The organism is Rhodanobacter sp. FW106-PBR-R2A-1-15 (assembly GCF_058789735.1).
Genome location: NZ_JBYTEM010000020.1, coordinates 1 through 25219, shown reverse-complemented (window position 1 = coordinate 25219; position 25219 = coordinate 1). Strand labels below are relative to the sequence as shown.

23 protein-coding genes and 1 pseudogene are annotated in these 25219 nt (G+C 67.8%); 11 read left to right on the top strand and 13 right to left on the bottom strand.

Annotation, left to right across the window (positions count from 1 at the left end):
- Positions 1–6 precede the first annotated feature (6 nt).
- The 4 genes and pseudogenes from proB to AC3WTD_RS11405 all read left to right on the top strand — a co-directional run bounded on the left by proB (position 7) and on the right by AC3WTD_RS11405 (position 3708).
- Complete coding sequence (proB, locus tag AC3WTD_RS11420) at positions 7–1194, top strand: glutamate 5-kinase (protein ID WP_492613863.1); 1188 nt, start codon at positions 7–9, stop codon at positions 1192–1194.
- Positions 1191–2459, top strand: coding sequence for a glutamate-5-semialdehyde dehydrogenase (locus tag AC3WTD_RS11415; RefSeq protein ID WP_492613862.1), 1269 nt, complete (start codon positions 1191–1193; stop codon positions 2457–2459). Before proB ends, AC3WTD_RS11415 begins: the two co-directional genes overlap by 4 nt.
- Before the next feature lie 63 nt (positions 2460–2522).
- Positions 2523–2667 (top strand): annotated as a pseudogene (locus AC3WTD_RS11410) (IS256 family transposase); the annotation flags it as partial.
- A 297-nt stretch (positions 2668–2964) separates the two neighbouring features.
- Entirely contained in the window at positions 2965–3708 is a 744-nt protein-coding gene (locus AC3WTD_RS11405; protein WP_492613861.1) for a PEP-CTERM sorting domain-containing protein, read from the top strand.
- A gap of 536 nt (positions 3709–4244) precedes the next feature.
- On the opposite strand, the gene AC3WTD_RS11400 is transcribed toward AC3WTD_RS11405, so the two are convergent.
- Both AC3WTD_RS11400 and AC3WTD_RS11395 read right to left on the bottom strand, forming a co-directional pair.
- Complete coding sequence (locus AC3WTD_RS11400; protein ID WP_492613860.1) at positions 4245–6032, bottom strand: tetratricopeptide repeat protein; 1788 nt, start codon at positions 6030–6032, stop codon at positions 4245–4247.
- Between the two features lie 179 nt (positions 6033–6211).
- Complete coding sequence (locus tag AC3WTD_RS11395; RefSeq protein WP_492613859.1) at positions 6212–6526, bottom strand: kynureninase/PvdN C-terminal domain-containing protein; 315 nt, start codon at positions 6524–6526, stop codon at positions 6212–6214.
- A gap of 77 nt (positions 6527–6603) precedes the next feature.
- Between AC3WTD_RS11395 and AC3WTD_RS11390 the strand changes: the two genes are divergently transcribed.
- The 4 genes from AC3WTD_RS11390 to AC3WTD_RS11375 all read left to right on the top strand — a co-directional run bounded on the left by AC3WTD_RS11390 (position 6604) and on the right by AC3WTD_RS11375 (position 10664).
- Complete coding sequence (locus tag AC3WTD_RS11390; RefSeq protein WP_027492756.1) at positions 6604–7299, top strand: ABC transporter ATP-binding protein; 696 nt, start codon at positions 6604–6606, stop codon at positions 7297–7299.
- Positions 7299–8237, top strand: a complete 939-nt coding sequence (locus tag AC3WTD_RS11385; protein WP_492613858.1) for an efflux RND transporter periplasmic adaptor subunit — start codon at positions 7299–7301, stop codon at positions 8235–8237. The genes AC3WTD_RS11390 and AC3WTD_RS11385 overlap by 1 nt, the downstream gene beginning before the upstream one ends.
- Positions 8237–9427, top strand: coding sequence for an ABC transporter permease (locus AC3WTD_RS11380; protein ID WP_492613857.1), 1191 nt, complete (start codon positions 8237–8239; stop codon positions 9425–9427). Before AC3WTD_RS11385 ends, AC3WTD_RS11380 begins: the two co-directional genes overlap by 1 nt.
- Before the next feature lie 109 nt (positions 9428–9536).
- Entirely contained in the window at positions 9537–10664 is a 1128-nt protein-coding gene (locus AC3WTD_RS11375; protein ID WP_027492753.1) for an alpha/beta hydrolase family protein, read from the top strand.
- A 91-nt stretch (positions 10665–10755) separates the two neighbouring features.
- Here AC3WTD_RS11375 and kynU read toward each other — a convergent pair whose 3' ends face one another.
- From kynU to AC3WTD_RS11345, 6 genes are all read right to left on the bottom strand, one after another.
- Complete coding sequence (kynU, locus tag AC3WTD_RS11370; RefSeq protein ID WP_492613856.1) at positions 10756–12036, bottom strand: kynureninase; 1281 nt, start codon at positions 12034–12036, stop codon at positions 10756–10758.
- A 185-nt stretch (positions 12037–12221) separates the two neighbouring features.
- A complete protein-coding gene (locus AC3WTD_RS11365) occupies positions 12222–12740 on the bottom strand; it encodes a hypothetical protein (RefSeq protein WP_027492751.1) in 519 nt (172 codons plus the stop codon).
- Positions 12737–13771 (bottom strand): amidohydrolase family protein, encoded by a 1035-nt coding sequence (locus AC3WTD_RS11360; protein WP_492613855.1) that lies wholly within the window; start codon positions 13769–13771, stop codon positions 12737–12739. Before AC3WTD_RS11360 ends, AC3WTD_RS11365 begins: the two co-directional genes overlap by 4 nt.
- 97 nt (positions 13772–13868) lie before the next feature.
- Entirely contained in the window at positions 13869–15950 is a 2082-nt protein-coding gene (locus AC3WTD_RS11355) for an FUSC family protein (RefSeq protein WP_027492750.1), read from the bottom strand.
- 187 nt (positions 15951–16137) lie between these two features.
- Entirely contained in the window at positions 16138–16701 is a 564-nt protein-coding gene (gene efpL, locus AC3WTD_RS11350) for an elongation factor P-like protein EfpL (protein WP_027492749.1), read from the bottom strand.
- A gap of 111 nt (positions 16702–16812) precedes the next feature.
- Positions 16813–17580 (bottom strand): SDR family NAD(P)-dependent oxidoreductase, encoded by a 768-nt coding sequence (locus AC3WTD_RS11345; RefSeq protein WP_027492748.1) that lies wholly within the window; start codon positions 17578–17580, stop codon positions 16813–16815.
- Positions 17581–17793: 213 nt separating this feature from the next.
- Here AC3WTD_RS11345 and AC3WTD_RS11340 point away from each other — a divergent pair, with 213 nt between their 5' ends.
- Positions 17794–18258: an RcnB family protein gene (locus tag AC3WTD_RS11340; protein ID WP_492613854.1), complete on the top strand. Its 465-nt coding sequence runs from the start codon at positions 17794–17796 to the stop codon at positions 18256–18258.
- A 161-nt stretch (positions 18259–18419) separates the two neighbouring features.
- Here the strand turns inward: AC3WTD_RS11340 and AC3WTD_RS11335 are convergent, their stop codons facing one another.
- Together AC3WTD_RS11335 and AC3WTD_RS11330 are read right to left on the bottom strand one after the other, a co-directional pair.
- On the bottom strand, positions 18420–18995 hold the full coding sequence (locus tag AC3WTD_RS11335) for a GNAT family N-acetyltransferase (RefSeq protein ID WP_492613853.1): 576 nt from the start codon (positions 18993–18995) through the stop codon (positions 18420–18422).
- A 5-nt stretch (positions 18996–19000) separates the two neighbouring features.
- A complete protein-coding gene (locus tag AC3WTD_RS11330) occupies positions 19001–19489 on the bottom strand; it encodes a GNAT family N-acetyltransferase (RefSeq protein ID WP_027492745.1) in 489 nt (162 codons plus the stop codon).
- A 32-nt stretch (positions 19490–19521) separates the two neighbouring features.
- Between AC3WTD_RS11330 and AC3WTD_RS11325 the strand changes: the two genes are divergently transcribed.
- Positions 19522–20193, top strand: a complete 672-nt coding sequence (locus AC3WTD_RS11325; protein WP_492613852.1) for a glutathione S-transferase family protein — start codon at positions 19522–19524, stop codon at positions 20191–20193.
- Entirely contained in the window at positions 20190–20666 is a 477-nt protein-coding gene (locus tag AC3WTD_RS11320; protein WP_492613851.1) for an NUDIX hydrolase, read from the top strand. The genes AC3WTD_RS11325 and AC3WTD_RS11320 overlap by 4 nt, the downstream gene beginning before the upstream one ends.
- A gap of 22 nt (positions 20667–20688) precedes the next feature.
- On the opposite strand, the gene AC3WTD_RS11315 is transcribed toward AC3WTD_RS11320, so the two are convergent.
- From AC3WTD_RS11315 to AC3WTD_RS11305, 3 genes are all read right to left on the bottom strand, one after another.
- Positions 20689–22005 carry a metal-dependent hydrolase family protein gene (locus AC3WTD_RS11315; protein ID WP_492613890.1) on the bottom strand — a complete coding sequence of 439 codons (1317 nt, stop codon included), beginning with the start codon at positions 22003–22005 and terminating at the stop codon, positions 20689–20691.
- A 64-nt stretch (positions 22006–22069) separates the two neighbouring features.
- On the bottom strand, positions 22070–22972 hold the full coding sequence (locus AC3WTD_RS11310; protein ID WP_027492742.1) for a hydroxymethylglutaryl-CoA lyase: 903 nt from the start codon (positions 22970–22972) through the stop codon (positions 22070–22072).
- Positions 22973–23112: 140 nt separating this feature from the next.
- Positions 23113–25110, bottom strand: coding sequence for an acetyl/propionyl/methylcrotonyl-CoA carboxylase subunit alpha (locus tag AC3WTD_RS11305; protein WP_492613850.1), 1998 nt, complete (start codon positions 25108–25110; stop codon positions 23113–23115).
- Positions 25111–25219: the final 109 nt, after the last annotated feature.

Below are 25219 nucleotides of genomic sequence, written 5' to 3'. Positions count from 1 at the left end.
ACGGGCATGGCGGCGATCGACACCGGGAACACGCACACCGAGCTGCCCGCGCAGGCGCTGCCTTCCTGGCGTCGCGCCGTACTGAAGGTGGGCAGCAACCTGCTCGCCGCCGACGGCGGCGGCCTCACGCCGCGCTATGCCGAAACGCTGGCCGCCTTCATCGCCGCCAGCCACGCGGAGGGCCGCCAGGTGGTGCTGGTGTCTTCCGGCGCAGTGGCGGCGGGGCGCGCGCTGCTGCGCCAGCATGCGCGCGACGGTGGTGGCCTCGCCGCGCGGCAGGCCCTGGCCGCGCTGGGCCAGGCGCCGATGATCGCGCTGTGGCAGTCGCTGTCTGCGCGGCCGGTGGCGCAGGTGCTGCTGACCCACGACGACCTGCGCAACCGCCGTCGCTACCTCAACGCGCGCGCCACCCTGCGCGAGCTGCTGCAGCTCGGCGTGCTGCCGGTGGTCAACGAGAACGACACCGTCTCGGTGGACGAATTGAAACTCGGCGACAACGACAACCTCGCCGCCATCGTCGCCGCACTGGTCGATGCCGACCTGCTGCTGATCGCCTCCGATGTCGATGCGCTGTACAGCGCCGACCCGCGGCACGATCCAGCGGCCACGCCGATCACACACGTCGCTGCGCTGACGCCCGAGATCGTGGCGATGGCCGGTGACAGCGGCAGCGCGGCCGGCACCGGCGGCATGCGCACCAAGCTGCAGGCAGCGGCGAAAGCCGCCGCCGCCGGCATCTCCACGGCCTTGTTCAGCGGCCGCGAGGTGGCCACCGTGCAGGCGCTGCAACGCGGGCAGCTGCACGGCACCCTGATCGCCGCGGCCTCCACGCGCCTGCAGGCGCGCAAGTACTGGCTGCGCCACGCACCCGCCGCGCCGGGCCGCATCTGCATCGACGCCGGTGCCGCGAAGGCGCTGGCCGGCGGGCTCGTCTCGCTGCTGCCGGGCGGCGTGCTCGGCGCCGACGGTGACTTCCACCGCGGCGACCTGGTCGAGATCGTCGACATGGACGGCGCCGCCGTCGCGCGCGGACTCAGCCAGTACGGCGCCGCCGAGGTGCGTCGCCTGGCTGGCCGGCACAGCCGCGAGATCGGCGGCGTGCTCGGTTACAGCTACGGCGACGAGGTGGTGCATCGCGACGACCTCGTCACCATGAACCGCCCGGTGGCATCCGGGCAGGAGATCGGCGCATGAGCACGATCAGGGAACAGGCACTCGCCTGCCGTGACGCGGCGCAGGTGGTCGCGGCGCTCGACACCGGGGCGAAGCGTGCGCTGCTGCGCGACATGGCCGCGGAGCTGGAGGCGCAGTCCGCCGCGGTGCTGGCGGCCAACGCCGAAGACATGCGTCAGGCTGCCGCGAAAGGCGTGCAGGGTGCCATGCTCGACCGCCTGCGGCTGGACGAGGCGCGCGTGGCCGGCATTGCCGGCGCGCTGCGCGAAGTGGCCGAACTGCCCGATCCGGTCGGCGTGACGACCCGCCGCGAGACGCGGCCGAATGGCCTGTCGATCGAACGCGTGCGCATCCCGCTCGGCGTGATCGCGATGATCTACGAGGCGCGCCCCAACGTCACCGCCGACGCCGCTGCGCTGTGCCTCAAGGCCGGCAACGCGGTGATCCTGCGTGGCGGTTCCGAGGCGATCCATTCCAACCTCGCCATCGCCGCCGCGCTGCACGCCGCGCTGCGCGCGCATGGCGTGCCCGAGGCCGCCGTCACCGTGCTCGACGACCTGAGCCGCGAGGCGATGGTCGAACTGCTGCAGCTCGGCGACCTCATCGACCTGGCCATTCCGCGCGGCGGCGAGGGGTTGATCCGCTTCGTCGCCGAACACGCACGCGTGCCGGTGATCAAGCACTACAAGGGCGTGTGCCACCTGTACGTGGACCGCGCCGCCGATCTCGAGCTGGCGCTGGGCCTGCTGATCGACGGCAAGACCTCGCGCCCCGGCGTGTGCAACGCGCTGGAAACCCTGCTGGTGCATCGTGACGTCGCCGAAGCGTTCCTGCCGCGCGCCGCCGCGGCTTTGCGCGAGCGCAGCGTCGAGCTGCGCGGCGACGACCCCAGCCGCGCGCTGGTGCCCACCATGCATGTCGCCACGGAGGACGACTACGCCGCAGAGTTCCTCGACCTGGTCCTCGCCGTGCGCGTGGTGGACAGCCTGGACGAAGCGATCGCCCACATCCACCGCTACGGCTCCGACCACACCGAAGTCATCGCCACCGCCGACGAAGCCGCCGCGCAACGCTTCGTGCTGGCGATCCGTTCCGCCGTGGTGATGGTCAACGCCTCCTCCCGTTTCAGCGACGGCGGCGAACTCGGCCTCGGCGCCGAAATCGGCATCTCCACCACCCGCCTGCATGCCTACGGCCCGATGGGTGCGGAGGCGCTCACGGTGGAGCGCTTCGTGGTCCGCGGGGCGGGGCAGGTGAGGCATCCGCTGAGCCGGGCGCAGTGTTGAATGTCCGCTTTGGGTGGAAGAAGCCGGTCGCAACCTGAGTCGTGTTGCCCGATAGCGGACATGGGAGGCTTCCCGAGTGACGAGGCGTTGCTGAAACTGTTCTACCTGGCCCCGCAACATCAGCAAGAAATGGACGATGCCGATCCGCGACCGGAGGGCTGCACTGAATCGCTTCACGATTCAGTTCGAGGAGCGAGTTCCTCGGCGGCAACTCATATCCCTGGTACACAAGATTCTGCACACCTTCCAACCCGAGGCAGGCGAGGGTTGCAGATCCATAATCACCGTTTTGGCGATCATGATCTGTCGGAATATTTTTCATTTTTGCACAAAATCTGGAGTGAAAAAATTCAATAACCAATAAAATCAATCGACTGGAGATATGGCATGCAATATGCTTTTTAGTTAAGACTCAGACTGAGCCCCAGCGATCCCTGACTCCACGGACGATCGATAGATTCAGATTCCAGGGAAAGCCTTCACGGTTTTTTTCAAGGGATCGAACATGCACAAATCCATGCTCACATCGCTGGCACTAGGTTGCAGCGCATTACTGGGTCTGGTGTCCTTCGACGCCAGCGCCTTACCCATCCATGTCGGACTTCAGGATGCTGCTGGCAGCCATAGCTGGACGTCTCCGGTCATCGGTGACCCGCACGGCACCGTGACCCTCACCGCTTGGGAATACGATAACCAGGTTTGGACCGACGCCGTCATGTCGTATAAATCTGGATCTGCCGCCGAAACAGGCATGGGCGTCATCTGCAATCAGCAACCATCCGATAACGAGTGCGGCCAGCACGAGATCGGTGCCACGCCGTGGCAGATGCTAGACCTGAACATCAGCCAGCTCACCGGCTGGAAAAGCCTGACGCTATACCTCGGCTCGGTCAACGCAGCAAGTTTGGGCGGCGATGAAACCGGCTATCTGCTCGGAGCCACTTGCACGGTGGGCGGTAGCTGCACGCCGATCGTCTTGGATAGCTGCACCGGCTTCGGCAATTGGTCCAGTCACGCGGCGCAGTGTATGTTCAACTTTACCGCAGCGGACCTTCTCGGCCAGAGCATCACCGATATCTGGGTTGCATCCAGCACCACGGACCAGAGCGGCACCGACAACGGCAACATCCTGTTGGGCGGGGACTTCGTGCTGAACACGGTGCCGGAGCCGAAGGCGTTGGGCATCTTCGGACTGGGTCTCCTGCTGATCGGCGCGTTCGTGGGCTTGCGCCGGCGCCGGACTAGCTGACGGCCACAGCTTGAGGTTCGTTGACTTTGAGCAGCCCCCGTAACGGGGGCTGCTTTTTTTGCGCGTCCGGCATGGGCGTGATCCTGAAAGGGAAGGTCCCTTCGTGAGCCGACCGCAATGAGCGACGCGAAGTACTACGGTGTGAGTGGCAACGATCTCCAAGCCAACTCTGATGGTCAGACGTTTGTCAAGAATCGGTGCCCTGCGAATTTTCCAACAGAAATTTTCCAACAGAATCGGTTGGCTGCCACTGGCTGCCTAGGAAGGCCTGATCGACCCGCCCTTGTCGTCATTCCCACGAAAGCGGGAATCCAGTGTCGTTCCTGCAATGCGTCAATGCACAAGGGCGCTGGATCCAGGATATCGATTCGAGGTTCCGGATGACGGGCAAAACCAGAGTCCCCTAACCGCTCTCAACGGCTGCCCTTCGACACCCAAGCGACAACGCCGCATCCAGCATGCGATTCCGTCAGCCGCCGCGGCGTGCAATCCGCCACCCCCGGTTGTCGCACACACGTCGTCAATCCAGCCGTCGCTCAATGTACGCTGGCGCTGACCGCCGCAGGCAACCGCTGGCTCGGCAATGGCAATCCCGACTGCTTGCACAAGGCAGCAAAACGCGGATCGTGCTGGTAGGTAAGCGCGAAGGGGTCGAAGAGCAGGCTGAAAAAGGCCGGATCGTGTTGATTCCAGGCACGCAGAAGCCAGTCGAACATGTCGTCGGGTTGCTTGCGCAGTGCGTACAGGTCGGCGACGAAATAAGGCTGATCCTTGCCGTTTTTGGCGATGTAATCGTGCAAGGCCACGTCGGCCTGCTTGTGATGGGGACCGATCTGTTCCGCCAGTGCGCGCACCAGCGATCCGAGTACCGGGTCGGTTTCCTGCTTCGCGTTGCGCAGCGCGGCGGCCGCATCGCCACGCAGGATGTCGATCTCGGCCAGAGTCGCATACATCCCCGGGAAATCCGACTGCAAGGCCAGTACCTTGCGCGTCGCCTGCTCGGCAGCATCGAACTGGCCTTGCGCCAACAGTACGGCAGCCAAATTGGCATACATGTCGGCTTTCAACGGATCAGTGGCGATGGCTTTGCGCATCAATTCCGCCGCCGGCTGCAGTTGCCCGACGGTCGCCAGTCCGTAGGCCATGAAACTCATCGTTCTGCCATCGTTCGGTTCCAGCACCAGCGCCTTCCGGTATTCATCCAATGCACCCACCGGATCGTTATCGACGTTTGACAACAAGTAGCCGCGAGTACTGTGGGTAGCCGCCGCGTCCGGCGTCAGCGCCTGCTGCCTGTCTGCCGCCGTGCGGGCTTGCTCGTACGCCTGGTGGCGCGCATCGCCAGTCATGGATATCTGCCCCTGATTGACCAAGGCAGTAGACAGTGCGCCCCATGCATAGGCGTAGTTGGGTTCGAGCCTGATTGCCTGTTTGAGCAGCGTGATGCCTTGGCGCATGTCTGATTCGGTGAAGTGCATGGCAAACGCGCGCCCTTGCAGCATCAGCTGGTAAGCCTCGACATTGCCGCCGGGCGGTTTGTCGCTTGAGATGATGGCCTTCCCCAGCAACTGGACCTTGAGCGCCGCGGCGATGGCCTGGCCGATCTTCGACTGGATCGCGAACACGTCTTTGAGTTGTTCATCGTAACTGCGGGACCAGGCACTGCTGCCGTCTTTGGCGCGGATCATGCCGACCGTGACCCGAATGCGATCGCCTTGCTGGAACACCGAACCCTGGATCAGGTTGGCCACCCCGAGCGCTGCGCCGATCTGCGCCGGACTGTCCTCGGAATCGCGGAACTTGAAGCTGGAGTACTTGCCGATCACCTTCAGCCCGTTGATCTGGGTGAGGTCGGAGATCAGCTCCTCGGATAGGCCGTCGGAGAAGTACTGCTGCTTGGGATCGCCGCTTTGGTTGGCCAGCGGCAGCACTGCGACGGACTTGTCCGGGACTTTCGCCAGTTCGGCGGCGAGTGTCGCGGTATCGATTGTTGCTGTCGTGCGGGTTGCGGTGACGGCATCGTGGGTAACCGGCGCGACACGCCACATCAGTGCGCTGCTGAGGATGACCAGACCTGCGACTGCGAGCATTTCGGAGCGTGGCATTTTTTGGGCACTGCGCTCACCGTGATACCACGCCACTACCAGCACTACGAAGAACCCCATGATCAGCGTCAGTGTGATGCCTCGCCGCAAACCTTCCGGCCATCCGAACTGAACGGCAATCACATCCAATACTGGGATCAGTGCGATCGCCACGGCGGCGTAACCGATCGCCCATTGCACAAGCTTGTGCTGTTTCAGGCGTGCAAGGAACTCTTCCACGGCAAGACCTCCGCCCAGAGATTCGCTGAGTATAGAACTTGCATGCCGCGACGCTGCAGGGTCGGTCGGTAGACGATGTCTGCATGCTCAAGGCTGGCCCGAAGCTAGCTGCCGCGGGCACAACCAGTGTCGCCGAAAGCTGACTGTCACGACTGTCAGCAATGGGTTGTGGATTCAACTCATCGATGCAACACACTGAGGACTGCCTCCGCAAACGCCAGACAATCCGCAAACCGGTTGTGCAGCGGCGCAGGCGAGAGGCGGACCACGACGGGTTTGCGCCAGTCATCCCTGATACCGTGGCTCATCAGGCAGTCGAACAGGATGCCGCTGCGCTTGTGACCAACGCTCACACGGATGAGCTGAAGAAGCTTTTCGCGCGGTTGCGCCATGCGCAGCGGCGCCAGCGCAGGGATCGGCACGCTCGAGGGTCCCGGCTGCTGCCAGCGAATACGCGAGATTTCTTGCGCAGCGTCCATGCCTTTCGCGTTCATGGTGGCGGGCTACAATCGGGCCTTGATACTCCTGAAGGCAGCGGCCATCGATGACAGGCGCAGACCAGGAACCTGCCGTGCGCTGCCGCGGCCTGACCAAGCACTATGGCTCGGGCGACGAGCGCGTGGATGCGCTGCGCGGCGTGGATCTCGATGTGCGCAGCGGGGAGCTGCTGATGCTGGTGGGGCCGTCGGGTTGCGGCAAGACCACGCTGATCTCGATCATCACCACGATCCTCGACCGGGATGACGGCAGCTGCGAGGTGCTGGGCCGCGACATCGGCCGCATGACGGAGGCGGAGCGCACGCACTTTCGCGGCGAGAGCATCGGTTTCGTCTTCCAGGCCTTCAACCTGCTGCCCGCGCTCACGGCGGTGGAGAACGTGTCGGTGCCGTTGCTGATATCCGGCGTGGCGCGGGAGGTGGCCGAGCAGCGTGCCAGGTCCGTGCTCGAGGAAGTCGGGCTGGGGGCGCGCGCCGATGCGCTGCCGCGCAAGCTCAGCGGCGGACAGCAGCAGCGCGTCGCCATCGGGCGTGCGCTGGTGCACGATCCGAAACTGGTGGTGTGCGACGAACCGACCAGCAACCTGGATGCGAAGACGGGACACGAGATGATGGACATCCTGCGCGGCGTGGCCCGTGCGTCCGACCGGGCGCTGATCGTGGTCACGCACGACAACCGGACCTTCGACTACGCCGATCGCATGGCGCGCATGGAGGACGGGCGGATCATCGAGATCAGCGAGGGCGGGCGGCAGGGGGAGCAGTCGTGATGGCGCCATTCGAGAAGCGGATCTACCTGCTGGCCGGCCTGGCGCTGGCCGGCGCCATCATCGCGGTGGCGGTGGTGTTCCGCTCCGGCGATTCGGCCGTGGTGACGACCTCGGCGGCGCCGATGGAGCAGGTGTCCTTCGCCGACTATGTGGTCGGCACCGGCATCACCGAAACCGGCCTGGGCAACGTGTCGGTCGGCACCGCCGTGCCCGGGGTGGTCAGCGCGATCGACGTGCGACCGGGCGACGAGGTCGAGGCCGGCGCTCCGCTCTTCAGCATCGACGACCGCGACCTGCAGGCGCGCCTGGGCGTGGCCAAGGCCAATGTCCGGCTGGCCCGGGCGGCACTGGCGAAGCCCGCACACCGGCTGGATTACCTCACGAATCTGCAGCGCCTCGACAAGTCTGCCCTCAGCGTCGAGGCGCTGACCAATGCCAGGGACGACATGGAGGCGGCCGCCTCTGCGGTGGAGACGGCTGCGGCGACCGAGCGGCAGATCGAGGTCGATATCGCCCGCGCGGTGGCTCATGCCCCCATCGCTGGACGCATCCTGCAGGTCAACGTGCGGGTGGGCGAGTTCGCGCCGGCGGGTGAGGTGGCCAAGCCGCTGGTGCTGATCGGCGACGACCAGCGCATGTACCTGCGCGTGGACATCGACGAGAACGACGCGTGGCGCGTCCGTCCGCACACGCAGGCACGCGCGTTCGTGCGCGGCAATCCGCGCCTGTCCATCCCGCTGCACTTCGAGTACATCGAGCCGTACGTCACTCCCAAGACGTCGCTGACCGGACTGAGCACGGAGCGCACCGACGTCCGCGTGCTGCAGGTGATCTACAGCTTCGAGCGCGGCACGCTGCCGGTGTACCTCGGGCAGCAGATGGATGCCTTCATCGAGGTGCCGCCCGCGCCGGGCCAGCCGGCGGGCGGACAGCGCTGATGTTCCGCATCGCGCTGAAGATGCTGGCGGCGGATCGCGCGAAGTTCGTGGGGTTGCTGTTCGGGATCGCCTTTACCTCCTTCCTGGTCACCTTCGCCGCCTCGTATTTCTGCGGCTTCATGACCAACGGCTTCGCGCTGATCTCCGAGAACGGCGCCACCGACGTGTGGGTGATGGACCCGGCGGTCCAGTCGGTGGAGCAGACCATCAACATGCCGGCCTCCGCGCTGGACCGGGTGCGCAGCGTCGACGGCGTCAGCCGCGCGGTGCCGCTGGCGCTGGGCAACGCGGATGTGCGTTTCGCAAACGGACAGTTCCAGACCTTCCAGGTGATCGGCGTGGACGACGCCTCGCTGGCCGGCGCGCCGGTGGTGCCCGGACGGAATCCCGACGAGCTGCGCGCGCGCGCTGCGGTGATCGTCGACGCCGGCGGCACCAGCGGCAAGCTGGAGACGCCGGCGCTGCCGCAGGACCAGTGGCCGCACGACGGCGCGCACCTGGATGCGCCGACGCGCGAGTTGCGCAGCGGCGACGAGCTGCTGGTCAACGAGCACCTGGTGCGCGTGCTGGGCCAGTCCTCGACCCTGCCGCGTTTCCCACCGCGGCCGCTGCTCTACACCACGCTGTCCAACGCGTTGCTCATCCTGCCGGTGGAACCGCATACGCTGACCTTCGTGATGGCGCGGACCGTGGCGGGCGCCTCGCCGCCCGAGGTGGCCAGGCGCATCGAGCAGCGCACAGGCCTGCGCGCACGCACCACGGCGGATTTCAAGTCCGACACGGTGCGCTGGTTCCTGGTCAACTCCGAGGACGTCGGCGACATCGCGGCGATGCTCATGCTGGCGATGACCATGGGCTTCGGCGTCACCGGCATCATGCTCTACATGTTCACCTACGAGCACCAGAGCCAGTACGCCGTGCTCAAGGCACTGGGCACGCCGTCGGGAATGTTGACCGCGATGGTGCTGGCGCAGACCGCGATGTGCGCCTTGCTGGGCACCGGCATGGGCCTGGGGTTGTGCGGCATCGCCGGCGAGGTCGTGGTGCGGCTGGGCTTCCCGTTCCGCATGCTGTGGTTCACCCCGCTGGCGGGGTTGCTGGGCGTGGTCGTGGTGAGCGTGGTGGCCGCGCTGATCAGCGTGCGCCCGGTGGTGAAGCTGCAACCGGCGGTGGTGTTCGCCGGGCGGTGAGCCAGCGGCGGTATGCTCCGCACCACCGCTGATATATGGCTTGTTCCGGGGCATCGTTGAAGATTGGCCTGACCTCTGTTTCCTTCCCAAAGCTAAGGAGTTGCTCCAGATGATCCGGAAACCCAATGGTGCAGTCGTCCTCTTGATGGTGGTCGCTCTGAGTCTGGGGATGGCGCACGCGCGCGATGCCGCCCCCGAACGTAAAGCGGAGTCCACTCCCACGGTGGACACCGGCGTTCTGGAAGGCGCGCCGTACCGGGTGGATATCCCCGCGAACTGGAACGGCGAACTGGTCATGCAACTGCACGGCTTCGAGCCGATCGGCACGCCGCGCACCATGCCGAAACCGCTGGGCGATGAAGCTCCGCTGTTTCTCGCGGCCGGGTACGCGGTGGCGCAGAGCAGCTTTGCCTCGCAAGGGTGGGCGGTGGATGACGCGCTGCGCGACAACGAGCGGCTGCGTGCGTGGTTCGGACACAAGTACGGCAAGCCCAGGCGCACTTACCTCGTCGGTTTCTCGATGGGCGGCTACGTCGCGCTGGCGAGTCTGGAGCACCACGGCAAGTACTACGACGGCGCGTTGTCCCTGTGCGGCGCCAACGTGCCCGGCACGCGCGTGTTCGACGATGTGCTGACCTCTCTCGTGGCGTTCGACTACTTTTTTCCCCGCACAGCCGGATTGCCGCAGGGCGGCCTTGCCGATCCTGCCGGGCCGACGCTGGGCCAGATGGAGGTGATGCACGCGGTGGATGCCGCGCTGAAGACCAATGAAGACGCCGCACGGCTCCTTGCCAGGCACGCGCAGGTATCGCGCGAACGCCTGGCCGGCACCATCGGCGTGCATTACCTGGTCCTGCACCAAATGGTCGCGCGTGCGAAAGGCCTGCCGGTTGACAATCGCGCGACGATTTATGCCGGCTTCGGTGACGATGCGGCGTTCAATCGCGGTGTGCACCGCTACGCGGGCGACCCACAAGCGGTGCGTTACCTGGCAGCAGCAACCTCGCTCAGCGGCAAGATCCGCAAGCCATTGGTCCTGCAGTACGACAACGACGATCCCCTCATTCCCGCGCGCTACCAGCCGGTATATCCGGCCATGGTGCAGGCCGCGCATGGCCGTGCGCCGACGGTATTGCCGCCGGTCGGCGAAGGCCATTGCGGATTTACGCCGGAGCAGATCATGCAGGCGTTCCAGACATTGACTCGAAAGGACCCTGGCGAGTTTTCGGCTCGCTGACCCCATCGCTGCCGCGTCATGCGGAGTGCGGACTCGAGCCGAGGGGAGCCGGCGTAAAGAGCCAGCTCAACGAGCCTCTACAGGACCCGAATCAGTCGCCGCGACCCCAGGCCCGTACCGTCTCCGCAAACGCCAGACAATCCGCGAACCGGTTGTACAGGGGCGCGGGCGAGATGCGGATCACATCCGGCTCGCGCCAGTCGCCGATGATGCCGTGGTCCATCAGGTATTCGAACAGGGCACGGCCGCGCTCGCGGCCGCCGGTCACGCGGATGGAGAGCTGGGCGCCGCGGCGCTGCGGTTCGGCGGGGGTCAGTACCTGCAGCACGTCGGCTAGCTGCGTCTGCACCAGCCATTCCAGGTAGCCGGTGAGTTGCAGCGACTTCTCGCGCAGTGCGCTCATGCCTGCGCGGCGGAAGATCTGCAGCGACACGCGCAGCGGCGCCAGCGCGAGGATCGGCGGGTTGGACAGTTGCCAGCCGTCGGCGCCTGGGGTCGGGCGGAACTCTGGGCCCATCTGGAAGCGGGTGGCCTTGTCGTGGCCCCACCAGCCGGCGAAGCGCGGCAGCACGGCTTGGGCGTGGCGTTCGTGCACGAAGGCGCCGCCGACCGCGCCGGGGCCGCTGTTCAAGTATTTGTAGCTGCACCAGATGGCGAAGTCGGCGCCGCTGTCGTGCAGTTGCAGCGGCAGGTTGCCGACGGCGTGGGCGAGGTCGAAACCGACGGTGCAGCCGTGCTTGTGGCCGAGTGCGGTGATCGCCTCGAGGTCGAAGGCCTGGCCGGTGCGGTACTGCACACCGGGCAGCAGCACCAGCGCGATGCGCGAGCCATGTTCGGCTAGCGCGCGTTCGATGGCGGCGAGCGAGGTGGTGCCGTTCGGTTCGTCGCTCTGCAGCTCGATCAGCGTGGTGGCGGGGTCGAAGCCGTGGAAGCGGATCTGCGATTCCACCGCGTAGCGGTCGGTGGGGAACGCGCCGGCCTCGATCAGGATCGCTGGACGCTCGGCGCGGGGGCGGTAGAAGCTCACCATCATCAGGTGCAGGTTCACGCCCAGGGTGTTCATCGTCACCACCTCGGTGGGCTGCGCACCGACGATGGCGGCGAGGTCGTCGCGGACGAACTCGTGGTAATCCATCCACGGCAGGCGGCCCTTGAAGTGGCCTTCCACGCCCAGTTCACCCCAGTAGTCCAGCTCCGCGTTGACGGCTTCGCGTACCGCGCGCGGCTGCAGGCCGAGCGAATTGCCGCAGAAGTACGCACTGTCGCGGCCTTCGTGCGGCGGGATCAGGAACTCGTCGCGGAATGCACGCAGCGGGTCGGCGGCATCGCGGGCGTTGGCCCAGTCGAGGGTGGCTTCGAAACTTGCGGACATCGTTCAGTCTCTGAGAGCGGCTCCTCCCCTTGCACGTCCCAAAGGGACTTCCTTCGGTCGCAGGGGGAGGTTGGGAGGGGGTTGTCCGGGCGTGCGGGAAGATCAAGAGCTACCCCACACCTAAAGGACTCCCTTCGGTCGCCCAACCCTCCCCTGCGGGGCAGGGGAGGGAGCAAGGCAGTTGATTATTTCAACTGTGCGGCGATCGCGTCGCAACCCTTGTCGAAGGCGGCCTTCCAGTCGGCACCGGCCTGCGTCTGGCTGGGGCGCATGCAGCGCAGCTGGATCGCGTGGCCGTTCTTGAACCAGTAGTGCTCGGTGTAGCTGAAGGCGGCGGCGTTTTCCTGCGCGGTGTAGACGTTGCTGTTCGGGCCTGGCGGCACTTCGTTGGCTTTGTAGCCGGGCAGCGCCATGGCTTTGGCGGTGGCTTCGCTGCGGTACTGGTTGAAGCCGTTGAGGTCGGCCACCTGCTTCACCGTGACGGTGACGCGGGCGAGGCTGTTCTTGCCGGTGGGCGAGGGGTCGGGCACCTGGAACACGCGGGCTTCGGGGTCACCCTGGGTTTCCATGATGTCGAGCCAGTTGCCCGGCGTGCTGAAGTGGACGCTGCCGTCGGCCATGCTGACGTCGGCGGCGCGCGCACCACCGGCCAGCAGGGCAGTGGCGAAGACGATCGCGAGGATGGTGCTGCGCAGAAGGCTCATGCGGGTTCCTTCGTGATGGGATCGGGAGCGAAGCGGTGGCGGGGCAGGCCCAGCCATTCCAGCGCCGTGCCGTGGAACAGCCGCGCGCGGTCGGCCTCGTCCAGGCCCAGCGCCTCGATGCCGCTGCCGGGTTGCTGTTCCCCCAGCGGGAAAGGATAGTCGGTGCCGAGCATCACCTGGCGGGCGCCCGTCACATCCAGCAGATAGCGTAGCGCCCGGTCGTCGTGCACGCAGGAGTCGAAGTAGAAACGCTGGAGGTACTCGCGCGGGTTGCGTGGGTTGTCGGTAGCGACCAGGTCGGGGCGCATCTTGAAGCCGTGCTCGATGCGGCCGATGGTGTAGGGGAAGCTGCCGCCGCCGTGGGCCAGCATCACGCGTAGCTTCGGCAGCCGCTCCAGCACGCTGCCGAAGGCCAGGCAGCAGGCGGCGCGCGACTGCTCGGCGGGCATGCCGACCAGCCACGGCATCCAGTACTTCGGCATGCTGGCCATGCCCATCATGTCCCACGGATGCACCAGCACGGCGGCGCCGAGATCGGCGGCGGCCTCGAAGAACGGGAACAGCTCCGGCGCATCCAGGTTCCAGTCGCCGCAATGCGAGCCGATCTGCACGCCCTGCAGGCCCAGCTCGTCGATGCAGCGTTCCAGCTCGCGCACGGCCAGCTGCGGCGCCTGCAGCGGCACGGTGCCGATGCCGGCGTAGTGGCGCGGAAAGTCGCGGCAGATGCCGGCCATGTGCTCGTTCAGGTGGCGATGAAGTTCCAGCGCCTGGTGGCCCGGCGCCCAGTACGAGAACAGCACCGGCACGGTGGAGATCACCTGCACGTCGACGCCGAAGCGGGCGTAGTCGTCGATGCGCGTCTGTGGATCGAACGCCGAATCCCACACTTCGCGGAAGAAGCGGCTGTCCTTGTAGATGCGGTGGCGCCCGTCGGTATGCGTCATCACCGGGAAGCGGTCATCGCCGAACTTTGCCGCCAGATTCGGCCAGTCGCGGGGCAGGATGTGCGCGTGGGTGTCGATCTTCAGCATTCGCGCAGTGTAAAACCTCCGTGCGGTGGCGTCGCGCTTGGTAGGGCGGGCACTGCCCGCCGGCCCTTGAAGCAAACAGCGGCGGGCGGTGCCCGCCCTACCGGACGGGAACGTCCGGCCGGCTGCGGTTCGTCACGTAGGCCAGCGTGTCGACGTTGTCCACCAGGCGGTCGCTGATGCGTGCCAGCAGCTCGGCGGCCGCAGGGGCATCACCTTCCTGCATCGCACCGACCAGCCGGCGCTGCAGCGCGCGCAGGTCGCGCAGCGGGCCGGTCGGGTGCTGTTCGCGCAGGGCGGCGGCGATCGCGCGCAGGTTGCCGGCCGCCTGTTCGACGAAGCGTGCGACGCCGGCCGGTTCGGCCAGTGTGGCGAGATCGTCGAGGGTGGCTTCCAGGGACATTGCGCTGCGCGCCAGGCGGTTGCCGTTGGCGAACAGCGCGCGCGCCAGGGCCAGCAGTTCCGGCGGCGTGGCCGGCTCGGTGCGCATGCGGTCGATCGAGGCTTGCGCGTTGGTGCGCGCGGTGCGTGCCGCGCTGCGCGTGTCGTTGTGGAGGGCGGTTTGCCCGGGCTTTGCCAGGGCGTGCAGATAGCTGGCGTAGGCGTCCAGCATGTCGGCCAGTGCGGCGCGCGCGCGGCCACGCTCCCAGGTCGGCCAGGCCACGTAGGCGAGCAGGGCCATGCCGCAGCCCAGCGCCGTGTTGATCACGCGGTCGGTTACCGCCAGGCCCGGGTTCACGCCGTCGAACGAGAGCAGGATCACCACGGTGCCGGTCAGCGCCGCCACCGCAATGCCGTAGTGCGCGCTGGCCAGGTAGCGGAACGCCATGCACAGCAGCGCCATCAGCGCCAGGTGCGCCCACGGTTCGTCCGGCGTGACGTGCAGCAGCACGGTGGTCAGCACCAACCCGAGCACGGTGCCGAGCACGCGCAGCAGGCCGAAGTTGAAGGTGGCGGCGAAGTCCGGGCGCAGCACGATCGCCGCAGTCATCGGCAGCCAGTAGCCGTGCGGCAGCTGCAGCTGGCGCGAGAGCCACAGGGCGGCAGTGAGGCAGACCGCCATGCGCACGGCATGGCGGAACGCCACCGAGCGCGGCGTGAGGCTGGCGCGCAGGGTGGCCCAGGGGGAGTTGCTGCGCAGCGACGGCGGCAGCCGGGTTTCGGCCGCGTTGGCGCGCAGTTCGCCGCGGCTGCCGGCCCAGTCGGCGTTGCGCACCGCGGCGGCCAGCTGGCCGGCCAGCGCGTGGATGTGCGCGGCCAGCCCAGGCGCCCGTTCGTTGCCGTCGAGCAGGATGCGCTCGCTGGCGCGCAGGGCCTCAAGCATGCGCTGCGCGCGTTCGGGCGAGTCGCCGCGTTCCAGCGCCTCGGCGATGGCTGCCAGCACGTGTGCGGCGTCGTCGCGAAACCGCGCATGGATGCCCGGCTCGGCGTGCAGCGCGCTCATCGCGGTGAGTTCCAACCGGATCCGCTCGGCCAGCTCCAGCAGCACGCCGAACGCCTCCATCGCGCGGCCGTGCGCGCGGTGGCGGCCGAGCAGGGTCTGCTGCAGCGTGGTCATCGCCTCGGTCAGCGCCGGCACGTCGGCCTCGTCGTGCGATGGCTGCCGGGCCAGTTCCGCCAGCCCCGCGTATACGTTGGCCAGCGCCATGCGCTCCGGCCAGTAACGCTGCAGCGGCCACGCCGCCAGCGAGAACACCATCAGCAGCAGGCCGCCGGCGAAGATCAGCGCGGCGCCGCCGAGCGCATGCTCGAGCGAGGCCGGCGTCGAGGCGGTGATCACCAGCAGGATCATGCTGGTCATGCCGACCCGCGCGGTGTCGGTGCCGAACACCACCAGCAGGCCGCCGAAGAAGCCGCAGGCCGCCGTAGCCAGCAGGATCGGCAGCAACTGGCCGCCGATCAGGAAACCCACCAGCGCGGCGAGGCCGGCGGCCAGCGAGGCCAGCAGCAATTGCTGCATGCGCTGGCGATAGGGCCCGTGCTGGTCGGAGAACATCGTGTCCAGCGCGCCGGCGGCCACGCCCAGGCCGATCTGCGGGTGGCCGGTGGCCATGCCCACACCCAGCGGCAGCACCACCGCCGCGGTATTGCGCAGCACCACCCGCCACGGTACGTCCGGCCGCTTGATGGCGGTCAGGCTTTCGAGCGCGTGGGCGCGGAGCGAATAGGCGCTGGAGGGCATCAGGCGTGATGAGCAGCGAGGTGAGGGACGAGTATGGCAAAACCAGGTGCCGCAGGCCTCACGCTCGCGTTCTGTGTGTCAGCGCAACAGGGGAGGGCGAGCAGGCGTCCTTGCGGCGCTGTCCGCCCGGCATCCATGCCTCACCGGAGCCTGACGCGCGACAGTCCACTGGACTGTCGCAAACGCGTCAGGCTCTACCCGCGAACTCGCCGGTCAGCGTGTTCACCCACACCTTCTCGTCGTTGCTGATGTACTCAGGCACCTGGATCTCGATGCCGGTGTCGAGCTTGGCCGGCTTGGTGCGCTTGGTGGCGCTGGCGCCCTTCATCTCCGGCGCGGTGTCGACCACGGTGAGCACCACGCTGGTGGGCACCTGCAGGCCCACCGGGGCGTCGTCGATCAGCTGCACGTAGTAGCCCTCGACGCTCTCGACGATGTAGCCGGCGTTGTCGCCCACCAGTTCCGGCGACAGTGGGTACTGGGTGTAATCCTCGGCGTCCATGAACACGAAGGCCTCGCCATCCATGTAGGAGAAGTTCGCCGCGCGGCGCACCAGGTCCATCTCGCGCAGATCGTCGTCGGCGCGCAGGCTGAGGTCGTACTTGCGCCCGCCGGGGATCGAATACATGGTGAAGCGGAAGGTGACGTTGCCGCCGCGCGCAGTGGGCGCGCTGCGCTCGATGTCGCGCACCTGGTAGACGGTACCGTCGTGTTCGACCACGTTGCCTTTCTTGACGTCGGAAGCTTTCATTTTTTTTCCGGGATTCGGGATTGGGGATTCGGGATTCGTTCTGGAGCCGGGGCGTCAGGGCTTGCGCGATGCGGATTGTACGAATCCCGAATCTCGAATCCCGAATCCCGGCTATTTGGCAGCCAACCGCACCGCGCCATCGAGGCGAATGGTCTCGCCGTTGATGTAGCGGTTGCCGAGGATGAAGGCGACGGTCTGCGCGAACTCCTGCGGCTTGCCGAGGCGCGAGGGGAACGGGATCGAGGCGGACAGCGACTGCTGCACGGACTCGGGCATGCCGTCCATCATGGGAGTCCAGAAGATGCCCGGTGCGATGGTCGCCACGCGGATGCCGAAGCGGGCCAGCTCGCGCGCCATTGGCAGGGTCATGCCAACCACGCCGCCCTTGGAGGCGGAGTACGCCGCCTGGCCGATCTGGCCTTCATACGCGGCCACGCTGGCGGTGTTGACGATCACGCCGCGCTCGCCGTCCTCACCGGCCTCGTTGTTCTGCATCAGCGCCGCGCCGGCCTTGGCCACGTTGAAGCTGCCAACCAGGTTCACCATCACGGTGGTGGCGAAGGTGGACAGCGCCATCGGGCCCTCCTTGCCCAGCACGCGGCCGGCGCCGAGGATGCCGGCGCAGTTCATCACCACGTTGAGGCCGCCCATCGCGTGGTGCGCGGCGGCCACGTTGGTGGCCACGCCGTCCTCGGAGGTGACGTCGGTGCGGAAGAAGCGCGCGGCGCCGCCCAGCTCCTTCGCGGCGGCCTGGCCCTTGTCGTCGTTGACGTCGAACAGCGCGACCTTGCCGCCGTGGGCGACGAAGTGCTGCGCCACCGCGTGGCCGAGACCGGAGGCGCCGCCGGTGATGATCGCCTTGACCTGATCGAGCTGCATTAGGAATTCCCCCGAAATGGATGCTGAAAGCCGCCAATGGTAGCCGAGCGGCCCCGGTTGCTGCAGGCTGAACGCGAATCCGACCGGGTCCGGGCGGTTCATGCCGGGTTGGGCTGGCCGGGGCAAGCTTTGTGCCGGGCCGCACAGCAGTGCCGGGGTGATTGCCGGTACGATGCGGGCGGCCCCATGGTCCATAGAAGTGGAGATCGACACATGAAGAAGCTGCTAGGTCTGTCCGTCGTGTGCGGTGCGATGCTGATGCTGGCCAGCGGCTCCGTGCTGGCGCAGGGTCACGGCCACGGTCGTGGCCATGGTCACGACAATGACGGGTATGAGCAGGATGATGGCGATCGCGGTCGCGGCCATGATCAGGATGGCGGTCGCTACGTGCGCTACGACGATGACGACGACCAGGGACCGGGTCACGGGCGTGGCCGCGGCCATGCCTACGGCCATTACAAGAACTGGCACGACCGTGGCCGCCACGAGGGCTGGTACAAGCGCGGCGGCTACCTGCCGGAGGAATACCGCAGCACCCGCTACGTGGTGTACGACTGGCGCGACGCCGACCTGCGCGAACCGCCGCGCGGCTATCGCTGGGTACGCAGCGATAGCGGCGACTACCTGCTGGTGGCGATCGCCACCGGCGTGATCGTCGACCTGCTGCTCAACCAGTAAGCCGGTTCGACTGCGACGCATGAAGACGTGCCCGCCACCGCGGGCACGTTTTTTTTATGGCATCGCACAGTTGTAGGGCGGGCACTGCCCGCCAGCTTTGGCTTCTTCGGCATCGTGAGGACAAAGCGGCGGGCCGTGCCCGCCCTACGCGCGTTGGGAATTCAGTGTTGGCGTTCCAGCAGTGATTGCAACTGCGCTGGCGGCAGCCGGGGGAACGGGATGACGGCTGCGGGCGGATTCGCCGCCGGCTGCAGTTCCTTCTGCCACACCCCCACGTCCCACCACTGCCCCAGCTTGTAGCCGCACTGGCGCCACACGCCGGCGGGCTGGAAGCCCATCGCCTCATGCATCGCCACGCTGGCCGCACCGGGCAGGGTGATCACGCCGACGGCCTGGGTGATGCCCTGCTGCCGCATCACGTCCAGCAGCGCGCCGTACAGTTGGCGTGCGATGCCGCGACGCTGCGCGTCGGCGCGCACGTAGATCGAGGTCTCGGCGATCCAGTCGTAGGCGGCGCGCTCGCGGAAGCGTCCGGCATAGGCATAGGCCAGCACCTCGCTGGCCTCTTCCCACACTAGCCACGGGTAGTGCTTGAGGCGAGCGCGCAGGCGTTCGCGCATGGCGTCCACGCCGGGCAGTTCGGTCTCGAAGGTGGCCGTGCCGGCGCTGACCGAAGGGGCGTAGATGGCGTGGATGGCTGCGGCGTCTTCGTCGCGGGCGGTGCGGATGGCGGTCATCACGGTCACAGCTCGCGGATGAAGAAGCGGTCGCAGCTGAAGTGTCCGGTGCCGCCCAGCGGTGCGCACAACGGCGTGAAACCGCTGCGCTTGTACAGCGCCTGCGCCGCGTCCATGCCGGTCAGCGTTTCCAGGTAGCAGCGCTGGAAGCCGTGCGTGCGCGCCGCGTCGAGGCAACGCTGCATCATCGCCGCACCCGCGCCGATGCCGCGCGCGGCGGGCAGGAAATACATCTTGCGCAGCTCGCACACGTCCGCTTCGGCATTCTGCAGCGGCGCCACGCCGCCGCCGCCGATCACCGCCCCGTCGCGCTCGACCACGAAATAGCTGCTGCGTGGCTGTGCGTAGGCCTCGCACATCGTGTCCACCTCGGCGTCGTGGATCGCGAAGCCGGGGCCGTCGGCGCCGAACTCGGGCATCACGGTGCGGATGATCGCGGCGATGGCCGCGTTGTCGGAAGGCTCGATCCGGCGGATCAGGTAGTCGTTGGCCATGGAAGCGGGGTGCGGGGAAAGGAGAGGGTGTAGTGTGCACCGAGTTGGTGCCGCCCGGGAGTCGTGCCGTGCTGGTCTACGATGCCATAAGCCCCGCGCCGCGTTGCCTGCGCATGTTCCTGCTGGAGAAAGGCCTGCGCCTGCCGGCCGTGACGGTGGACGTGATGCGCGGCGAGAACCGCGAGCCCGCTTATCTTGCGATCAACCCGGCCGGGCAGACACCGGCGCTGCGGCTGGACGACGGCTCGACGCTGGCCGAGGCGGTGGCGATCGCCGAATACCTGGAGGAGCTGCACCCCGCGCCGGCGCTGGTCGGCGCAACGCCGGAACAGCGCGCACTGACCCGCCAATGGTGGCGGCGGGTGGAGCTCAACGTCACCGAGTTCATCCACAACGCCTTCCACTACGCCGAGGGTCTGTCGCGCTTCGCGCCGCGCATCCCGGTGGCGCCCGAGGCAGCGGCAGGCCTGAAGCGCATCGCGCAGGATCGCCTGGCCTGGCTCGATGGCCTGTTCGGCGCCGGGCCGTGGCTGTGCGGCGAGCGCTTCAGCGCGGCGGATATCTGGCTTTACGTGTGGCTGGATTTCGGCGCCGGCGTGAACCAGCCCTTCGACCGCACGCTGCCGAGCATCGGCCCGTGGTTCGCGCGCGTGGCGGCACGGCCGAGCGCGGCGGCCAGCCGCGAGCTGCTGGCATCCGCATGAGCGTCGGACGCGGCCTGCCGGTGCGCAGCAGCATGGTGTCCGTGGTGGCGTTGCGCGGCTCGGGCGTGGCGACGCAGATGCTGGTGGCGCGGCGCGCCGGCGCCTATCTCGACGGTGCGTGGAGTTACCTCGCCGGCCATGTCGAGGCGGGCGAGACGGGCTGGCAGGCCGCGTTGCGTGAATTGCGCGAGGAAACCGCGCTGGTGCCGCAAAGCTTCTGGGCCACCAGCTTCTGCGAGCAGGTCTATCTCGCTGCAGCGGACGCCATCGAAATCGTGCCTGCCTTCGTGGCGCGCGTGTCCGAGGGAGTGCAGGTGCGCCTCAACGGCGAGCACTCGGCGTTCCGCTGGGTCACCCTGGATGAGGCCGCCGCGCTGCTGCCGTTCGGCAGCCAGCGCGAGCTGCTGGCGCACGTACGCCGCGAATTCGTGGAGCGCGAGCCCTCGCCGTTCCTGCGCCTCGCGCTCGACTGAGCGGTACGCGCCGGGCTTGCGGTCAGGGGTGGCGGTAGACGCTGCCGTCCTTCATCACGAACACCGGTTTTTTCAGGGCGTCGATCTGCGCGTCCGGGTCGCCCGCGAAGGCGGCGAGGTCGGCGCGCAGGCCGGGCGCGATGCGGCCGAACGCGGCCTGCTGGCGCAGGATCTTCGCCGCCACGTCGGTAGCGGCGTGCAGCGCCTGCGCGGGCGTCATGCCGTCAGCGACCATTGCGGCTGGTTCGCGCCAGTTCTCGCCATGCGTGAACACACCCACGTCGCTGCCGTTGCCGATGGTCACGCCCAGCTTCAGCGCGGTGCGGAACGCGCGGGCGGCCTCCTGCATGCGTGGGGTGGGTGGGTCGCGGCCGGGCACGTAGTGGTGGAAGTACTGCTCGGTAGACGCGACCGCAGTGAGCGTGGGCTCGTAGGCAATGGCCTTCTGCTTGAGCAGCTTGAAGGTCGCCTCGCTGGCGCCGTAGCCGTGCTCGATGCTGTCCGCACCGGCTTCCGCCGCCATGCGCACGCCGACGTCGCTGGCTGCGTGCACGGCGACCGGACGGCCGAGCTGGTGCGCGGTGTCGACCAGCGCCTTCAGCTCGGCGGGGGTAAAGGTGGGCGCGGTGGCGCCGTCGGGGCCGACGCGGTAGTCGCCGTAGAGCTTGATCCAGTCGGCGCCGCGCGCGGCCTGCTCGCGCACCGCGGCCATCGCCTGGTCGACGCCGCTGACTTCCTGCGCGCCGCCGGGTAGTTCGAGATCCGGGCGGAAGCCGCGCGGGCCGGGGCCGTAGCTGGCGGTGGCCACGATCGCGCGGGTGGCCACGAACAACCGCGGACCGGGGATTAGGCCTTCGTCGATCGCGCGTTTCACCGACACGTCGGCGTAGCCGGCACCCTCAGTGCCGAGATCGCGCAGGGTGGTGAAGCCGGCGAGCAGGGTGGCCTTCGCGTGCGCGGCGGCTTCCAGCGTGCGGTAGTCCTGCGGCTCGGTGAGCACCTGGTCGTTCCACAACGTCTCGTTGTACGGATGCAGGAACAGGTGCGAGTGCAGGTCGATCAGGCCGGGCGTGAGCGTGGCGCCGGGCAGTTCGATGCGCTGCGCATCGGCGGGCGCCTGGATCGATGCAGCGGGACCCACCGCCGCGATCGCGCCATCGTGCACCAGCACCGCCCAGCCGCTGTGCGCGGCATCACCGTCGCCGGTCCACACGCGCTCGGGCAGCAGCAGCCAGTCGCCCTTGGGTGTGGTGCCGCCCGCCGCCACGGGTGCGAGCACGGTGCACAGCAGGAGCAGCAGGAGTGTCGTCGTTCGCCGGATCGTCGGGTTTGCGCGCATCGTGTCCTGCCCCTCGTCGATCGAGGTTTCGATCATAACGAGTCGCGCGGGGAGCACGGGCGGCTCAGCCGGCGGCCGTGCGCGCGCGGGTGACCCGGCTGGCGGTTTCCTTGTGCAGCTGCGCGGCGAGCCAGGCGCCGGTGGCGATGAGCAGGTCGAGGTCGATGCCGGTTTCCAGCCCCAGGCCGTACAGCATGTAGACCACGTCCTCGCTGGCTACGTTGCCGGTGGCGCCCTTTGCGTACGGGCAGCCGCCGGTGCCGGAGACGGCGCTGTCGACCACGCGCACGCCTTCCTCCAGGCAGGCCAGGATGTTCGCCAGCGCCTGGCCGTAGGTGTCGTGGAAGTGCACGGCGAGCGCATGGATCGGCACCTCCTGCGCCACCGCGTGCAGCATCGCGCGCGCCTTCGCCGGAGTGCCTACGCCGATGGTGTCGCCCAGCGAGATCTCGTCGCAGCCCAGCTCGTACATGCGCCGCGCCACGCGCACCACGTCGGCCACCGGCACCGCGCCCTGGTAGGGGCAGCCGAGCACGGTGGAGACGTAGCCGCGCACCTTCACCTCGTCGGCCTGGGCCTGTTCCATCACCGGGATGAAGCGCTCGATCGACTCGTCGATCGAGGCGTTGATGTTCCGGCGGTTGAACGCTTCGGACGCGGCGGTGAACACGGCGACATGCGTGGCGCCGGCTTCGCGCGCGCGCTGGTAGCCCTGCAGGTTCGGCACCAGCACCGGGTAGCTCACCCCCGGCAGCTTGCGGATGCCGGCGAACACTTCGGCTGCGTCGGCGAGCTGCGGCACCCACTTCGGGCTGACGAAGCTGGTCGCCTCGATGGTCTTCAGACCGGTGGAGGAGAGCCGGTCGATCAGCGCGATCTTCACCTCGGCCGGCAGCATGGTCTTCTCGTTCTGCAGGCCGTCGCGGGCGCCGACTTCGACGATGCGGACGTGGTTGGAAGCGTTCATGAAAAAGCTCCGAAGGACGTAATGTCCTTCTCCCTCCGGGAGAAGGTGCCCCGAAGGGGCGGATGAGGGTGCGGGGTCGAGGTGAACCATCCTGCCTGCCCGGACCCTCACCCCAACCCCTCTCCCGAGGGGAGAGGGGCTCAAGAAGCTCGATCGGCGAAACGCACCAGCACCGCGTCGGCTTCGACAAACTCGCCCTGTGTGGCATTCACGCTCTCGATGGTGCCGGCGCGAGGCGCCTTCAAGGCCAGTTCCATCTTCATCGCTTCCATCACCAGCAGCTCCTGGCCTTGCTCGACCGTGTCGCCGGCTTTCGCCTTCACCAGCACGATGCGGCCGGGCATCGGCGCGATCACCTGGTTGCCGCCGGCGTCGTCGCTGGACGCCCACGCGAATGCGGCGGCGCGGGCGAAGCTGTAGCGCTGGCCGTGGGCGTCGTGCAGCAGCACGTGGGCGGCGTCAGCGCGCAACGGCACGCGGCGCGATTCGCCGTCGAAGCGGGCGCTGAGATGGTCATCGAGCAGGCGCGCGCCGCGCACGTTGCAGCCGGTTTCGCCTTGGTGCAGCTGGTAATCGCCGGCGTGGCCACGCGCCTCGATCTCGAAGCGCTGCTCGCGCCAGGTCAGCGCCACGATGCGCTTGCCAGCATGGCTGATGCGCCAGGCGTCGGCGCTGGCCCAGGGTGAATGCGGGTCGGAGGCGGCGGTGGCCAGGTGCGACTCGTCGCGCAGCAACACCGCCGTCGCGGCCGCGAACAGTACGCCAGCGGTCGGTGCCGCATCGCCGACCAGGAATTCGTCGAGGTGGCGATCCAGGTAGCCAGTGTCGATGCGCCCCTCGACCACGGCCGGGTGCCGCGCCAGCCGTTCGAGGAAGCCGATGTTCGATTTCGGGCCGGTGATCTCGCACGCCGCCAGCGCTTCGCGCAGCCGTTGCAGGGCCTGCGGCCGGTCCGCGTCGAACACGATCAACTTGGCGATCATCGGGTCGTAGAAGATCGTCACCGTATCGCCCTCGACCACGCCGCCGTCGAGGCGCACGTGGGCCGACGGCGCGGGCAGGCGCAGCGTGTGCAGCTTGCCGGAGCCGGGCAGGAAGTTCTGGTCGGGGTCCTCGGCGTAGATGCGCACCTCGATGGCGTGGCCGTGCGAGGCCACTTCATCCTGCGTGAGCGGCAGCGCTTCGCCGTTCGCCACGCGCAGCTGCCATTCGACCAGGTCCAGGCCCAGGGTCAGCTCGGTGACCGGGTGCTCGACCTGCAGGCGCGTGTTCATCTCCATGAAGAAGAACGTGCCGTCCTGCGCCACGATGAACTCCACCGTGCCGGCGCCGACGTAATCCACTGCTTTCGCGGCGGCCACGGCAGCCGCACCCATCGCCTGGCGGCGCGTGTCGTCGAGGAACGGCGAGGGGGTTTCCTCCAGCACCTTCTGATAGCGGCGCTGGGCCGAGCACTCGCGCTCGTTGAGGTGGATCACATGGCCGTGGCGGTCACCGAACACCTGGAACTCGATGTGGCGCGGCTGCTCGACATAACGCTCCAGCAGCATGCTGGCGTCGCCGAACGCGGCCAGCGCCACGCGCTGCGCGGTGGCCAGCGCCTCGGCGAACTCGGCATCCGAGCGGACGATCTGCATGCCCTTGCCGCCGCCGCCGGCCGAGGGCTTGATGATCAGCGGATAGCCGATGGCGTGCGCCTGTTCGGCAAGGTACGCGTTGTCCTGCTCGTCGCCGTCGTAGCCGGGCACCAGCGGCACGGCGTGCTTCGCCATCAGGTGCTTGGCGGCGGCCTTGGAGCCCATCGCCTCGATGCTCTCCGGAGCGGGGCCGATGAACACGATGCCGGCGTCCCGGCAGGCGCGTGAGAAGGCGGTGTTCTCGGACAGGAAGCCGTAGCCGGGGTGGATGGCCTGGGCGCCGCTGTTCTTCGCAGCGTCGAGGATCGCGTCGATGCGCAGGTAGGACTCGGTCGGCAGAGGGCCGCCGATCGGCCACGCCTCGTCGGCCAGTCGCACGTGCTGCGCATCCTTGTCGGCTTCCGAATATACCGCGATGGTGCGGATGCCAAGCCGGCGGCAGGTGCGGATCACCCGGCAGGCAATTTCACCGCGGTTGGCGATCAGTACGCGTTCGAACATGCGAATCCCTGTCGATGCAAATCGTCTAAAGCTAGCAGATTGCGACGCACGTGTAGGAGCGCACCCTGTGCGCGATGCCTTTCGTCACGTGACGAAGAGCATCGCGCAC

Excerpts from the sequence above, each read along its gene's own strand:
- AC3WTD_RS11340 (WP_492613854.1), top strand. The coding sequence starts at position 17,794 with ATGAAGAAGCTGCTAGGTCTGTCCGTCGTGTGCGGTGCGATGCTGATG.
- AC3WTD_RS11375 (WP_027492753.1), top strand. The coding sequence starts at position 9,537 with ATGATCCGGAAACCCAATGGTGCAGTCGTCCTCTTGATGGTGGTCGCT.
- efpL (WP_027492749.1), bottom strand. The coding sequence starts at position 16,701 with ATGAAAGCTTCCGACGTCAAGAAAGGCAACGTGGTCGAACACGACGGT.
- proB (WP_492613863.1), top strand. The coding sequence starts at position 7 with ATGGCGGCGATCGACACCGGGAACACGCACACCGAGCTGCCCGCGCAG.
- AC3WTD_RS11305 (WP_492613850.1), bottom strand. The coding sequence starts at position 25,110 with ATGTTCGAACGCGTACTGATCGCCAACCGCGGTGAAATTGCCTGCCGG.
- AC3WTD_RS11380 (WP_492613857.1), top strand. The coding sequence starts at position 8,237 with ATGTTCCGCATCGCGCTGAAGATGCTGGCGGCGGATCGCGCGAAGTTC.
- AC3WTD_RS11310 (WP_027492742.1), bottom strand. The coding sequence starts at position 22,972 with ATGAACGCTTCCAACCACGTCCGCATCGTCGAAGTCGGCGCCCGCGAC.
- AC3WTD_RS11315 (WP_492613890.1), bottom strand. The coding sequence starts at position 22,005 with ATGCGCGCAAACCCGACGATCCGGCGAACGACGACACTCCTGCTGCTC.
- kynU (WP_492613856.1), bottom strand. The coding sequence starts at position 12,036 with ATGTCCGCAAGTTTCGAAGCCACCCTCGACTGGGCCAACGCCCGCGAT.
- AC3WTD_RS11345 (WP_027492748.1), bottom strand. The coding sequence starts at position 17,580 with ATGCAGCTCGATCAGGTCAAGGCGATCATCACCGGCGGCGCCTCCGGT.
- AC3WTD_RS11405 (WP_492613861.1), top strand. The coding sequence starts at position 2,965 with ATGCACAAATCCATGCTCACATCGCTGGCACTAGGTTGCAGCGCATTA.
- AC3WTD_RS11365 (WP_027492751.1), bottom strand. The coding sequence starts at position 12,740 with ATGAGCCTTCTGCGCAGCACCATCCTCGCGATCGTCTTCGCCACTGCC.
- AC3WTD_RS11355 (WP_027492750.1), bottom strand. The coding sequence starts at position 15,950 with ATGCCCTCCAGCGCCTATTCGCTCCGCGCCCACGCGCTCGAAAGCCTG.
- AC3WTD_RS11335 (WP_492613853.1), bottom strand. The coding sequence starts at position 18,995 with ATGACCGCCATCCGCACCGCCCGCGACGAAGACGCCGCAGCCATCCAC.
- AC3WTD_RS11415 (WP_492613862.1), top strand. The coding sequence starts at position 1,191 with ATGAGCACGATCAGGGAACAGGCACTCGCCTGCCGTGACGCGGCGCAG.
- AC3WTD_RS11320 (WP_492613851.1), top strand. The coding sequence starts at position 20,190 with ATGAGCGTCGGACGCGGCCTGCCGGTGCGCAGCAGCATGGTGTCCGTG.
- AC3WTD_RS11330 (WP_027492745.1), bottom strand. The coding sequence starts at position 19,489 with ATGGCCAACGACTACCTGATCCGCCGGATCGAGCCTTCCGACAACGCG.
- AC3WTD_RS11360 (WP_492613855.1), bottom strand. The coding sequence starts at position 13,771 with ATGCTGAAGATCGACACCCACGCGCACATCCTGCCCCGCGACTGGCCG.
- AC3WTD_RS11395 (WP_492613859.1), bottom strand. The coding sequence starts at position 6,526 with ATGAACGCGAAAGGCATGGACGCTGCGCAAGAAATCTCGCGTATTCGC.
- AC3WTD_RS11385 (WP_492613858.1), top strand. The coding sequence starts at position 7,299 with ATGGCGCCATTCGAGAAGCGGATCTACCTGCTGGCCGGCCTGGCGCTG.